The organism is Cupriavidus neocaledonicus (assembly GCF_000372525.1).
In the GTDB taxonomy this organism is placed as follows: Bacteria; Pseudomonadota; Gammaproteobacteria; order Burkholderiales; family Burkholderiaceae; genus Cupriavidus; species Cupriavidus neocaledonicus.
Genome location: NZ_AQUR01000100.1, coordinates 29937 through 43203, shown reverse-complemented (window position 1 = coordinate 43203; position 13267 = coordinate 29937). Strand labels below are relative to the sequence as shown.

The window sequence follows — 13267 nt, the reverse complement described above, 5'->3', positions numbered from 1 at the left end:
GGGCAATATACCTGAACTGGTATAAACCAGTGCCGCCGGAAACGCAAGGCTTGACTTGAGTCAGGCTTGAGCGCGTTCCAGGTGGCTGGATGACGCTTCGACCTATGTCTTGCGGACGACGCTGTTAGCTCTTTCGGCGAATGGCCGGGCTGCTCGCCTTGACACTAAGCTGGCCGCTTTCCGTATGGGCGCCGCCCTGCGACGAACCGACTTGACGGAAGGTGCGCGATGCCCGCTTCCCCCACCCGAACCCTGCCCCTGGTCTACGCCTGCTCCGGCTGCTCCAGCGTGGCGCAGCTGACCAATGCCTGCGCGGTGCGGTTGGACCGCAGCGGCCGCGCGGAGATGTCGTGCATCAGCGGGGTGGGCGGCGGCGTGCCGGCGCTGACGCGGGTGGCGCGGGTGGCGCGGTCGGGCCGGCCGATCCTGGCGCTGGACGGGTGCCCGCTGGTTTGCGTGCAGGCGTGCCTGGCCAACGCGGGCGTGGTGCCGGACCAGCACCTGGTGCTGAACCGGCTGGGCGCGGTCAAGCGCCAGCACGGCGAATGCACCGAGGGCGAGACCAGGGCGGTGTGGCGGGAGGTCGAGTCGGCGCTGCAGCGCCTGGCAGGGGAGTAGGGCATTGCCGGATGCACCGCGGCGCATCCGGCGCGGCGGCACGTCAGGCCGCCGGCTTGTTGTGGCGGCTGAATACCGAGGCGGCGCCGTCGGCCTTGACCAGCAGCACGTCGAACGGATCCTTGCGCGGTCCCTGTTCCATGCCCGGCGAGCCGACCGGCATGCCCGGCACCGCCAGCCCGACCGCCTTGGGTTTGGCGGCCAGCAGCTTGCGGATATCGGCGGCAGGCACGTGGCCCTCGATCGCATAGCCGGCGATATGACCGGTATGGCAGGAGCCGAAGCGCTCGGGCATGCCGAAGCGCTTGCGGTATTCGCCGGTATCGTCGACGTCATGCACCGTCACGGTGAAGCCGTTGGCGCGCAGGTGCTTGACCCATTCCTCGCAGCAGCCGCACAGCGGGCTCTTGTAGACGTCGATGGCGAGCGGCTTCGCCTGTGCGAAGGCATCGGCCGCGGGCCACAGCACACCCACGGCGAGCGTGCCGAGCGCGAGCGCGCCCAGGGTGCCGAGAAAACGTCGTCGTTGCATCATTGCTCCTGATTACTTGCCGGGGTGCCTGGCTTCGGCACCTTATTGCGCCACCCAGCCGCCATCCATGTTCCAGATCGCGCCGCGCACCTGGCGCGCCGCTTCCGACGACAGGAACACGGCCAGCGCGCCGAGCTCGTCGGGCGTGACGAACTGGCCAGAGGGCTGCTTCTCCAGCACCAGCTCGCGCTTGGCCTGCTCGACCGGGATGCCTTCCTTCTGTGCGCGGGCTTCGACCTGCTTCTGCACCAGCGGCGTCAGCACCCAGCCGGGGCAGATCGCGTTGGCGGTCACGCCGGTCTGCGCGGTTTCCAGCGCGGTCACCTTGGTGAAGCCGACGATGCCGTGCTTGGCGGCGACGTAGGCGGATTTCTGCGCCGACGCCACCAGCCCGTGGGTAGAGGCGACGTTGATGATGCGGCCCCAGTTCTTCTGCTTCATGCCCGGCAGCGCCAGGCGCGTGGTGTGGAAGGCCGAGGTCAGGTTGATGGCGATGATCGCGTCCCAGCGCTCGGGCGGGAAGTCCTCGATGGTGGCGACGTGCTGGATGCCGGCGTTGTTGACCAGGATGTCGACGCCGCCGAAGTCCGCCTGCGCGTAGCGCATCATGTCTTCGATCTCGGCCGCCTTGCTCATGTCGGCGCCGTGGTAGCCCACGCGGATCCCCTGGCCGGCCTGCGCGATCTCGTTCTTTGCGGCGTCCGCGTCACCAAAGCCGTTGACGATGATGTGAGCGCCCTGCGCCGCCAGCGCCTTGGCGATGCCGAGCCCGATGCCGCTGGTCGAGCCAGTTACCAGTGCGGTCTTGCCGTTGAGCATGTAAGCCTCCGTCGAGAGAAAGGGGATGCCACGGCAGGACAGCCGCCGGAGGGGCGGCGCGCGCCGTGGCGGTGCGCGCCCCGCGCGCGGGGCGCGGACACTGTGCTGTGGCATTGTACCCGCTGCGGCGTACAATCCAGCTTTGCTCAACTTCCGGCGGCGGCGTCTCGTGGCGCCGTGCGGTCCGGTTTGCCAGGGAGTCCAGATGTCTGCCAGTCCGCGTCTCGGTTTCGTCCAGTGCATCAGTCCGGCGGGCCTGCACCGCATGGCCTACCACGAGTGGGGCGACCCCGCCAATCCGCGCGTGCTGGTGTGCGCGCACGGCCTGACGCGCACCGGGCGCGACTTCGACGCCGTGGCGCGCGCGCTGTGCGGCGACTACCGCGTGGTGTGCCCGGACGTGGTCGGCCGCGGCCGCTCCGAATGGCTGGCCGATGCCAACGGCTACGTGGTACCGCAGTATGTCTGCGACATGGTCACGCTGATCGCGCGGCTCAATGTTGAGAAGGTGGACTGGTTCGGCACCTCGATGGGCGGGCTGATCGGCATGGGCCTGGCCGGGCTGCCCAACTCGCCGGTGCGCAAGCTGCTGCTCAATGACGTCGGCCCCCGGATCGCGCCCTCGGCGGTCGAGCGTATCGGCGCCTATCTTGGCCTGCCGGTGCGCTTCAAGACCTTCGAGGAAGGGCTGGCCTACCTGCAGACCATCAGCGCCTCGTTCGGGCGCCACAGCGCCGAGCAGTGGCGCGAACTCAACGCCGCCATCCTGAAGCCGATGCAGGGCGCCGACGGCCTGGAATGGGGCTTGCATTACGATCCGCAGCTGGCGCTGCCGTTCCGCAAGTCCACGCCCGAGGCCATCGCCGCCGGAGAAGCCGCGCTGTGGCGCAGCTTCGAAGCCATCGAGGCCCCGGTGCTGGTGGTGCGCGGCGCGCAGTCCGACCTGCTGCTGCGCGAGACCGTGGCCGAGATGGTGGCGCGCGGCAAGCACGTGAGCTCGGTGGAGGTGCCCGACGTGGGCCACGCCCCGACCTTTGTCGATCCGGCGCAGATCGCGATCGTGCGCCAGTTCTTTACCGGCGCCTGAGCGCGCCCGCTGCCGGCCCGGGTTGCCGGCCTGTTTTGTGATCCGGCTGTTTTTATTGAGTTACGCATTGCCATGAGTCTTCCTGAACTGAAGCGCGCCCACGTCGGCAAGCGCTTGTCCGAATACGCGGTCTACAACGGTGTGGTCTATCTGGCCGGCCAGGTGCCCGAGGTCGATCCCAAGGCCGATATCCGCGGCCAGACGCGCGAGGTGCTGGGCCATATCGACCGCCTGCTGGCAGAGGCCGGCAGCGACAAGACCCGCATCCTGTCGTGCCAGATCTTCCTGACCGACATCGACCTGATCGGCGCGATGAACGAGGTCTGGGACGCCTGGGTGCCGCAAGGCAATACGCCGCCGCGCGCCACCGTCGAGGCCCGCCTGGCCAATCCCGATTACCTGATCGAAGTGGTGGTGACCGCTGCGCTCAACTGATGCAGGCGTTGTGACATGGTGACGTCGACCGACCTGGCTGGCCGGGTCGCGGGCATTCCGGATGCCGAGCTGGTCGAGCGCGCACTGGCCTACGTGCGCGAGCACGGCGCCGGCGTTGCGCTGCCTACCGGCGAGACCGTGCAGTCGCACGCGGAGGGGATGCTGCGCATCCTCGACGGCCTGCGCGTGGACGATTCCGCGCGCGCGGCCGCGTGCCTGTTCGGCCTGGCGGCATTCGTGCCCGAGACCGAGGCCGAGATCGAGCCGCGCTTCGGCGAGGAAGTGGCGCGGCTGGTCAATGGCGTGCGGCAGTTGCTGCGCATCGGTGCCATCGCCGGCAATCGCCCTGAGGTGGAGTCGGCCGCGCCGTCGAAGAACGAAGCCCAGGCGCGCCACGAGCAGGTCGAGGCGCTGCGCAAGATGCTGCTCGCCTTCGCGCAGGATATCCGCGTGGTGCTGGTGCGGCTGGCGTCGCGGCTGCAGACGCTGCGCTGGCTGGCCGAGACCAAGCAGGCGCCGCTGCCCGGCGTGGCGCGCGAAACGCTCGACATCTACGCGCCGCTGGCCAACCGCCTGGGCATCTGGCAGATGAAGTGGGAGCTGGAGGACCTGGCCTTCCGCTTCGAGCAGCCCGATACCTACAAGCGCATCGCCAGGCTGCTGGATGAAAAGCGCATCGAGCGCGAAGGCTATATCGCCGGCGCGATCGCGCGGCTGCAGTCCGAACTGGCCACCGCGGGCATCCGCGCCGAGGTGAGTGGCCGGCCCAAGCACATCTACAGCATCTGGAAGAAGATGCGCGGCAAGGAGCTGGATTTTGCCGACCTGTACGATGTGCGCGCGTTCCGCGTGATCGTCGACGATATCAAGGACTGCTATACGGTGCTCGGCATCGTCCACCATATCTGGCAGCCGATCCCGCGCGAGTTCGACGACTACATCTCGCGGCCCAAGGCCAACGGCTACAAGTCGCTGCACACGGTGGTGATCGGCGACGACGGGCGCGCCTTCGAGGTGCAGATCCGCACGCACGAGATGCACCACTTCGCCGAATACGGCGTGGCCGCGCACTGGCGCTACAAGGAGGCGGGCAGCCGCGGCTATGCCGGGCAGTTCTCGGCCAGCGAGCGCTACGACGAGAAGATCGCCTGGCTGCGCCAGCTGCTGGCGTGGAAGGACGATGCCGACCACAGCGTGGCGCACGACGAATCGTGGGAGCAGATCAAGCACGCCGCGATCGACGACCACATCTACGTGCTGACGCCGCAGGCGCGCGTGGTGGCGCTGCCGCAGGGCGCGACCGCGGTGGATTTTGCCTACTACCTGCACAGCGACCTCGGCCACCGCTGCCGTGGCGCGCGCGTGGACGGCACCATGGTGCCGCTGAACACGCCGCTCAAGAACGGCCAGACCGTCGAGATCATCGCGGTCAAGCAGGGCGGGCCGTCGCGCGACTGGCTCAATGCCGACCTCGGCTACCTCGCCAGCAGCCGCGCCCGTGCCAAGGTGCGCGCGTGGTTCAACGCGATGGACTCGCAGGAGACCATCGCGCAGGGCCGCGCGCTGATCGACAAGACCCTGCAGCGCGAAGGCAAGACCGCGGTCAAGCTGGAAGACCTGGCGACGCGGCTGGGCTTCAAGACCCCCGACGAACTGTTCGCCGCGGTGGCCAAGGACGAGTTCAGCCTGCGCCATGTGGAGCACGCGCTGCGCCACCCCGAGGGCGAAGTCCAGGCGCCGCTGAGCGAGGAAGATGCCGTCACCAAGAAAAGCCGCGCCACCAGCGTGGCGCGCGGCGCCAAGAGCGGCGTGCTGGTGGTCGGCGTCGATTCGCTGATGACGCAGATGTCGCGCTGCTGCAAGCCGGCGCCGCCGGACGAAATCGTCGGCTTCGTCACGCGCGGGCGCGGGGTGTCGATCCATCGCCGCAGCTGCCACACCTTCCAGCAGCTGTCTGCGCGCGCGCCCGAGCGTGTGATCCAGACCGAGTGGGGCAAGAAAAGCCACGCCGCGGTGTATCCGGTCGACATCCACGTCGAGGCGATCGACCGGCAAGGCTTGCTGCGCGACATCTCCGAAGTGCTGTCGCGCGAGAAGATCAACGTCACCGGCGTCAAGACGCTGTCCAGCAAGGGCGTGGCGCGCATGCAGTTCACTGCCGAGGTGTCCGAGGCCACGCAGCTGCAGCGGGCACTGCTGATGATCGAAGAGGTCCAGGGGGTGTTGCAGGCGAAAAGAAAGTGATGCTATACTTGCGGCTTCGCTAGGCTCGTAGCTCAGCTGGTTAGAGCACCACCTTGACATGGTGGGGGTCGTTGGTTCGAGTCCAATCGAGCCTACCAACGAATTGCAGTAGAAAGAAGTAAAGCAAGTCCGATTCAACCCATACGGAACGGAAGCGCATCATGGTTATGACACCGCGAACTACTACCGCTGGCAAGCGACAGTAGTCGAGGTGCGCCTTCGACCCGGTTGGATCGGGTTTGACAAAGAGAAACGCGGCCTTGGCCGCGTTTTTTTTTCGTCCATCGCTTGCCAGCAGTCCTGATAAGCTGCCGCCTTCCCGTGCGGCAGGCGGGGCAGCCAAGAACAGATCGCCAGCGCGCAGGCATGCGGGCCGGCGCCACAAGATGCAGTTTGATCCGCTCAGGCCAGCGCAAGGCGCCGCCGGCGGAACCTGGAGAGTCGAAATGATCGCAATCACGCTGCCGGATGGGTCCCGCCGCGAGTTTCCCGGCCCGGTGACGGTTGCCGAAGTGGCGCAGAGCATCGGCGCCGGCCTGGCCAAGGCCGCGCTGGCGGGCAAGGTGGACGGCCAGCTGGTCGACACCAGCTACAGGATCGAGCGCGATGCGGAACTGGCCATCGTCACGGACAAGGATGCCGACGGCGTCGACGTGATCCGCCACTCCACGGCGCACTTGCTGGCCTATGCCGTCAAGGAGCTGTATCCGGACGCACAGGTGACGATCGGGCCGGTGATCGAGAACGGCTTCTACTACGACTTCGCCTACAAGCGCCCCTTCACGCCGGAAGACCTCGCCGCCATCGAGAAGAAGATGACGGAGCTGGCACGCAAGGACGAGAAGGTCACGCGCGAAGTGTGGAACCGCGACGAAGCGGTGGCGCTGTTCGAGTCGATGGGCGAGAAATACAAGGCCGAGATCATCGGCTCGATCCCGGCCGACCAGGAAATCGGCCTGTACCGCGAAGGCAACTTCGTCGACCTGTGCCGCGGTCCGCACGTGCCGTCGACGGGCAAGCTCAAGGTCTTCAAGCTGATGAAGGTGGCCGGCGCCTACTGGCGCGGCGACGCCAACAACGAGATGCTCCAGCGCATCTACGGCACGGCATGGGCCAAGAAGGAAGACCAGGAAGCCTACCTGCACATGCTGGAAGAGGCCGAGAAGCGCGACCACCGCAAGCTGGGCAAGACGCTCGACCTGTTCCACCTGCAGGAAGAGGCGCCTGGCATGGTGTTCTGGCACCCGAAGGGCTGGCAGGTGTGGCAGGCCGTCGAGCAGTACATGCGCGGCCGCCTGACGGACGCCGGTTATGACGAGGTGCGCACGCCGCAGGTGATGGACCGTTCGTTGTGGGAAAAGTCGGGGCACTGGCAGAACTACAAGGAGAACATGTTCGTCACGGAGTCGGAAAAGCGCGACTACGCGATCAAGCCGATGAACTGCCCGGGCCATGTGCAGATCTTCAACCACGGCCTGCGCTCGTACCGCGACCTGCCGCTGCGCCTGGCCGAGTTTGGCGCCTGCCATCGCAACGAGCCGTCCGGCGCGCTGCACGGGCTGATGCGCGTGCGTGGCTTTGTGCAGGACGATGCGCATATCTTCTGCACGGAAGAGCAGATCGTCGCCGAGGCCAAGGCCTTCAATGAACTGGCGTTCTTGGTCTACGACGACTTCGGCTTCAGGGACGTCAAGGTCAAGTTGTCGCTGCGCCCGGACCAGCGCGCCGGCTCGGACGAGATCTGGGACCACGCCGAGGAAGGCCTGCGCCTGGCGCTGCGCGCCTGCGGGGTCGAATGGGAAGAGCTGCCCGGCGAGGGCGCCTTCTATGGCCCCAAGGTCGAGTACCACATCAAGGACGCGATCGGCCGCTCGTGGCAGTGCGGCACGCTGCAGCTGGACCTGGTGCTGCCGGAGCGCCTGGGTGCCGAATACGTCTCCGAGGACAATTCGCGCAAGCGCCCGGTGATGCTCCATCGCGCCATCCTGGGCTCGTTCGAGCGTTTCCTTGGCATCCTGCTGGAAAACCATGCCGGCGCGCTGCCGGCCTGGCTGGCGCCGGACCAGGTGGTGGTGATGAATATTGCGGATTCGCAGGCAGAATACGCCGAAAGCGTCGTGCAATTGCTGCAAAAACAAGGGTTTAGGGCCAAGGCCGATTTGCGCAACGAGAAAATTACGTATAAAATCCGCGAGCATTCGCTTCAAAAGGTCCCCTACCTGCTGGTAGTGGGTGACAAGGAGCGGGATGCCAATCAAGTGGCCGTGCGTGCCCGTGGCAACGTGGATCTGGGTGTGATGCCCGTCTCCGCGTTTGTTGAGCGTCTGCAACACGACGTCGCCAGCAAAGCCTGAGGGTGGTGAGCACGGCTTGTTTTTTTGTCTTCTTGAGGTAACGCAACATCGCTACGGACAAAGGTCATCGCATCAACCGGGAAATCAGCGCGCCTGAACTGCGCCTGGTAGGGGTTGATAACGAGCAGCTCGGCATCGTCAAGTTCATGGACGCTCTGCGGCTGGCTGAGGACAAGGACTTGGACCTGGTGGAGATCGCCCCCAACGCGACTCCGCCCGTCGCCCGGATCATGGATTACGGGAAGTTCAAGTACGAGGAAGCCAAGCGCGCCCACGAGGCCAAGCTGAAGCAGAAGATCATCCAGGTCAAGGAAGTCAAGTTCCGGCCGGGTACGGATGATGGCGACTACAACGTCAAGCTGCGCAACCTGAAGCGCTTCCTGGAAGATGGCGACAAGACCAAGATCACGCTGCGGTTCCGTGGTCGCGAGATGGCCCACCAGGAAATCGGCGCGCGCATGCTCGAACGCCTGAAGGCGGACCTGGAAGAAATCGGCCAGGTCGAGCAGATGCCGAAGATGGAAGGGCGCCAGATGGTGATGGTGCTCGCCCCCAAGAAGAAGAAGTAATTCCTGCGCGGTGCCGCGGCCGGGATGCCAGTCATCCCGGCGTTGCTTCGTGCGGAAGTCGCGCGCGCCCCGCAAGGGGTGTCGTGCAACAACAAGTGGATGCGGGTCTTGCAAGCGTCGGCGTGAGCCGTCCACCTGCATGCATGTCATATGAGCTGGAGTTTTTCATGCCGAAGATGAAGACGAAGAAAAGCGCTTCCAAGCGCTTTACTGCCCGTCCGAACGGTTCGTTCAAGCGTGGCCAGGCCTTCAAGCGTCACATCCTGACCAAGAAGACCACCAAGAACAAGCGTCAACTGCGCGGTACTCAGGACGTCCATGAGACGAACCTGAAGTCGGTGCGCGCGATGATGCCTTACGCATAACCCCTGACGACAACGAAAGGAGAATTACATGCCTCGAGTAAAGCGTGGGGTCACTGCACGGGCCCGTCACAAGAAGGTTATCGACGCTGCCAAGGGTTACCGCGGCCGTCGCAATAATGTCTATCGCATCGCCAAGCAGGCGGTCATGCGTGCTGGCCAGTACGCGTACCGCGATCGCCGCAACAAGAAGCGCGTGTTCCGCGCGCTGTGGATTGCGCGTATCAATGCCGCGACGCGTGAGCATGGCATGACCTACAGCGTGTTCATGAACGGTCTGAAGAAGGCCTCGATTGAACTGGACCGCAAGGTGCTGTCGGACATGGCTATTCACGACAAGCCTGCCTTTGCCGCCATCGTCAACCAGGTGAAAGCCACCGTTGCCTGATGCCGGCTCCGGTAGCGCGCAAGCGCTGCCGGGCAAGCACCGACCGCAAGGTCGACCGCTGACCGCAAGGTCCGCTGAAACGGGGCTCCTCACCGAGCCCCGTTTTTCTTTGCGGTTCCGGATGCCGTTTTGCGCTGGTCGACGAGACCGCATCCGGAAACGCATACCGCACGAAGTGCCAACCCACGTCGGGCCGGCCTTGTCGCATGACAGGGTTTCGCCGACGCCAGAACACTCCACGACCGCCGCCATGTCTCAGGATCTGGACCAAATCGTCGCCGACGCCCAGGCCGCTTTCGCCGCCGCCAATGACAACGCCACGCTGGAAAACGAGAAGGCCCGCTTCCTCGGCAAGACCGGCGCGCTGACCGAACTGCTCAAGGGCCTCGGCAAGCTCGACCCGGAGACCCGCAAGAGCGAGGGCGCGCGCATCAACCAGGTCAAGCAGCAGGTGGAAGCCGCGCTGCAGGCGCGCCGCCAGGCGCTGGCCGATGCGCTGATGAACGCGCGCCTGGCCGCCGAGGCCATCGACGTCACGCTGCCCGGCCGCGCGGTGGCGCGCGGCAGCCTGCATCCGGTGATGCGCACCTGGGAGCGTGTCGAGCAGATCTTCGGCTCGATCGGCTTCGACGTGGCCGACGGCCCCGAGATCGAAACCGACTGGATGAACTTCACCGCGCTGAACAACCCGGACAACCACCCGGCGCGTTCGATGCAGGACACCTTCTACGTGGACGGCCGCGACAGCGAAGACAAGCTGCTGCTGTTGCGCACGCATACCAGCCCGATGCAGGTGCGCTACGCGAAGATGCACGTGGAGAAGTACGCGGGCAAGGCGATGCCGCCGATCAAGGTGATCTGCCCGGGCCGTACCTATCGCGTCGACAGCGACGCCACCCACTCGCCGATGTTCAACCAGGTCGAAGGCCTGTGGATCGGCGAAGACGTCAGCTTCGCCGACCTGAAGGGTGTGTACACCGATTTCCTGCGCAAGTTCTTCGAGCGCGACGACATCCAGGTGCGCTTCCGTCCGTCGTACTTCCCCTTCACCGAGCCGTCGGCGGAGATCGACATGGCATTCGGCAGTGGAAGGTGGCTGGAAATCTCCGGTTCGGGCCAGGTGCATCCGAACGTGCTGCGCAACATGGGCCTCGATCCCGAGCGCTATATCGGGTTCGCGTTCGGCTCCGGCCTCGAGCGCCTGACCATGCTGCGCTATGGCATCAACGACCTGCGCCTGTTCTTCGAGGGCGACGTGCGCTTCCTGCGCCAGTTCGCCTGAACGGCGCAACGTCAAACTCGTCACCGACTACACAGAATACTTACCGGATCAGAAGCGCCATGCAATTCTCGGAATCCTGGCTTCGCACCTTCGCCAACCCTGAAAAGATCTCCACCGACGCGCTCTCGCACAGCCTGACCATGGCCGGCCTGGAAGTGGAAGAGGTGGGGCCGGTCGCGCCGCCGTTCGACAAGGTGGTGGTCGCGCACGTGCTGTCGACCGAGCGCCATCCCAACGCCGACCGCCTCAACGTGTGCCAGGTCGATGCCGGCACCGGCGAGACCCTGCAGATCGTCTGCGGCGCGCCCAACGTCCGGCCCGGCATCAAGGTGCCGTGCGCGCTGGTCGGCGCGGCGCTGCCGCCGGCCGAGGACGGCGGCAAGCCGTTCGAGATCAAGGTCGGCAAGCTGCGTGGCGTCGACAGCTACGGCATGCTGTGCTCGGCGCGCGAACTGAAGCTGTCGGAAGACCATGGCGGCCTGATGGTGCTGCCGGAAGACGCGCCCGTCGGCCAGGACATCCGCCAGTACCTGGACCTCGACGACCAGGTCTTCGTCATCAAGCTGACGCCGAACAAGGCCGACTGCCTGTCGATCCACGGCGTGGCGCGCGAAGTGTCGGCGCTGACCGGTGCGGCGCTGAACCTGCCCGACATGCAGCCGGTGCCGGTGACGATCCAGGACAAGCTGCCGGTCAAGGTGTCGGCCCCCGATCTTTGCGGCCGCTTCTCTGGTCGCATCATCCGCGGCGTCAACGCGCGTGCCGCCACGCCGCTGTGGATGGTGCAGCGGCTGGAGCGCTCGGGCCAGCGCAGCGTGTCCGCGCTGGTCGATATCTCCAACTACGTGATGCTGGAGCTGGGCCGTCCGTCGCACGTGTTCGACCTGCACAAGATCCATGGTGGCCTGGATGTGCGCTGGGGCCGCAAGGGCGAGCAGATCAAGCTGCTCAACGGCAACACCATCGAGGTCGACGAGCAGGTCGGCGTGATCGCCGACGACAAGGAAATCGAAAGCCTGGCTGGCATCATGGGCGGCGACAGCACCGCGGTGACGCTGGACACCACCGATATCTATCTCGAAGCCGCGTTCTGGTGGCCGGCCGCGATCCAGGGCCGCAGCCGCCGCTATAACTTCTCGACCGACGCCGGACACCGTTTCGAGCGCGGCGTGGACTACGCCACCACGGTCGAGCATATCGAGCGCATCACCGCGCTGATCCTCGACATCTGCGGCGGCCAGGCCGGCCCGGTCGACGACCACGTGGTCAACCTGCCGGTGCGCAAGCCGGTCAGCCTGCGCGTGGCGCGCGCCGAGCGCGTGCTCGGCATCGAACTCTCGCCGGCGGCCATCGCCGACGTTTTCCAGCGCCTGCAGTTGCCGTTTAAGCGTGCGCAGGGTGCTGAAGGTGAGGTGTTCGAAGTCACGCCGCCGAGCTACCGCTTCGATATCGAGATCGAGGAAGACCTGATCGAGGAAGTCGCGCGCATCTACGGTTTCGAGCGCATCCCGGCGCGCCCGCCGGTTGCCGAAAGCGAAATGCGCCCGACCAACGAAGCCCGCCGCTCCACCCACGTGGTGCGCCACGCCGTGGCCGCGCGCGACTACCAGGAAGTGATCAACTTCGCCTTCGTCGAAGAGAAGTGGGAGCGCGACTTCGCCGCCAACGACAAGCCGATCCGCCTGCTCAACCCGATCGCCAGCCAGCTGGCGGTGATGCGCTCGACGCTGGTCGGCGGGCTGGTCGACAAGGTGCGCTACAACCTCAACCGCAAGGCCGCGCGCGTGCGCCTGTTCGAGGTCGGCCGCGTGTTCCATCGCGATGCCGAGGTCAACGATGGCGGCCTCACCGTGGCCGGCTATGACCAGCCGATGATGGCCGCGGGCATCGCCTACGGCCCGGCGTTCGAAGAGCAGTGGGGCGTCGCCACGCGCAATGTCGACTTCTTCGACATCAAGGGCGATGTCGAGGCGCTGTTCCATCCGCGCGTGCCGCGTTTCGAGCCAGTCTCGCACCCGGCGCTGCATCCGGGCCGCGCCGCGCGCGTGCTGCTCGATGGCAAGCCCGTGGGCGTGGTGGGCGAACTGCATCCGCGCTGGCTGCAGGAGTATGAACTGGCGCACGCGCCGGTGCTGTTCGAACTGCAGCTCGACGCGCTGCGCGGCACCGGCCTGCCGGCGTACACCGAGATCTCCAAGTTCCCCGCCGCCGTGCGTGACCTGGCCGTGGTCGTGAAGCAATCGGTACGCGTGCAGGACCTGCTCGACACCATGCGCGCGGCCCTGGAAAAACAGGGTTACGGCCGCTTCTGCCAGGGCCTGGTGCTGTTCGACGAGTTCCGTCCCAAGGGGGCTTCCACGGCCATCGGCGCGGACGAGAAAAGCCTTGCGTTCCGGGTGACCTTGCAAGATACTGGGTCGACCCTCCAGGACGAAACCGTCGACAGCGCGGTGCGCTGCATGGTCGACGCGCTCGCCGAAGCCTTCCAGGCGCGGCTGCGCGGTTGATTCGTCGTCAGGACAGACGGAGCACCATAAAAAAGGGCGCCCGGGCTCGCCCCGGGCGGATCGCCAGACA

At 66.0% G+C, this 13267-nt stretch carries 12 protein-coding genes and 1 tRNA gene; 11 read left to right on the top strand and 2 right to left on the bottom strand.

The window, feature by feature from the left end; all coding sequences use genetic code 11:
* Positions 1 to 228: 228 nt before the first annotated feature.
* Entirely contained in the window at positions 229 to 618 is a 390-nt protein-coding gene (locus A3AG_RS0118245; protein WP_018006813.1) for a putative zinc-binding protein, read from the top strand.
* A 43-nt stretch (positions 619 to 661) separates the two neighbouring features.
* On the opposite strand, the gene A3AG_RS0118240 is transcribed toward A3AG_RS0118245, so the two are convergent.
* Positions 662 to 1153 carry a DUF411 domain-containing protein gene (locus tag A3AG_RS0118240; protein ID WP_018006812.1) on the bottom strand — a complete coding sequence of 164 codons (492 nt, stop codon included), beginning with the start codon at positions 1151 to 1153 and terminating at the stop codon, positions 662 to 664.
* A 39-nt stretch (positions 1154 to 1192) separates the two neighbouring features.
* Complete coding sequence (locus A3AG_RS0118235) at positions 1193 to 1969, bottom strand: 3-hydroxybutyrate dehydrogenase (RefSeq protein WP_018006811.1); 777 nt, start codon at positions 1967 to 1969, stop codon at positions 1193 to 1195.
* Between the two features lie 205 nt (positions 1970 to 2174).
* On the opposite strand from A3AG_RS0118235, the gene A3AG_RS0118230 reads away from it, so the two are divergent.
* The 10 genes from A3AG_RS0118230 to pheT all read left to right on the top strand — a co-directional run bounded on the left by A3AG_RS0118230 (position 2175) and on the right by pheT (position 13197).
* A complete protein-coding gene (locus tag A3AG_RS0118230) occupies positions 2175 to 3056 on the top strand; it encodes an alpha/beta fold hydrolase (RefSeq protein WP_018006810.1) in 882 nt (293 codons plus the stop codon).
* A 72-nt stretch (positions 3057 to 3128) separates the two neighbouring features.
* Positions 3129 to 3491 (top strand): RidA family protein, encoded by a 363-nt coding sequence (locus tag A3AG_RS0118225; RefSeq protein ID WP_018006809.1) that lies wholly within the window; start codon positions 3129 to 3131, stop codon positions 3489 to 3491.
* Positions 3492 to 3506: 15 nt separating this feature from the next.
* Positions 3507 to 5735 carry a RelA/SpoT family protein gene (locus tag A3AG_RS0118220; protein ID WP_018006808.1) on the top strand — a complete coding sequence of 743 codons (2229 nt, stop codon included), beginning with the start codon at positions 3507 to 3509 and terminating at the stop codon, positions 5733 to 5735.
* Between the two features lie 21 nt (positions 5736 to 5756).
* A tRNA-Val gene (locus A3AG_RS0118215) sits at positions 5757 to 5833 on the top strand.
* A 348-nt stretch (positions 5834 to 6181) separates the two neighbouring features.
* Positions 6182 to 8089, top strand: a complete 1908-nt coding sequence (gene thrS / locus A3AG_RS0118210) for a threonine--tRNA ligase (protein WP_018006807.1) — start codon at positions 6182 to 6184, stop codon at positions 8087 to 8089.
* Positions 8090 to 8136: 47 nt separating this feature from the next.
* The gene (gene infC / locus A3AG_RS0118205; protein ID WP_081479471.1) at positions 8137 to 8658 is read left to right on the top strand and encodes a translation initiation factor IF-3; all 522 of its coding nucleotides are present in this window, start codon (positions 8137 to 8139) and stop codon (positions 8656 to 8658) included.
* Between the two features lie 167 nt (positions 8659 to 8825).
* Complete coding sequence (gene rpmI, locus A3AG_RS0118200; protein WP_006575466.1) at positions 8826 to 9023, top strand: 50S ribosomal protein L35; 198 nt, start codon at positions 8826 to 8828, stop codon at positions 9021 to 9023.
* Positions 9024 to 9051: 28 nt separating this feature from the next.
* Positions 9052 to 9408: a 50S ribosomal protein L20 gene (gene rplT, locus A3AG_RS0118195; RefSeq protein WP_008650487.1), complete on the top strand. Its 357-nt coding sequence runs from the start codon at positions 9052 to 9054 to the stop codon at positions 9406 to 9408.
* A gap of 250 nt (positions 9409 to 9658) precedes the next feature.
* Positions 9659 to 10690, top strand: coding sequence for a phenylalanine--tRNA ligase subunit alpha (gene pheS, locus A3AG_RS0118190; protein ID WP_018006805.1), 1032 nt, complete (start codon positions 9659 to 9661; stop codon positions 10688 to 10690).
* A gap of 59 nt (positions 10691 to 10749) precedes the next feature.
* A complete protein-coding gene (gene pheT / locus A3AG_RS0118185) occupies positions 10750 to 13197 on the top strand; it encodes a phenylalanine--tRNA ligase subunit beta (RefSeq protein WP_018006804.1) in 2448 nt (815 codons plus the stop codon).
* Positions 13198 to 13267: the final 70 nt, after the last annotated feature.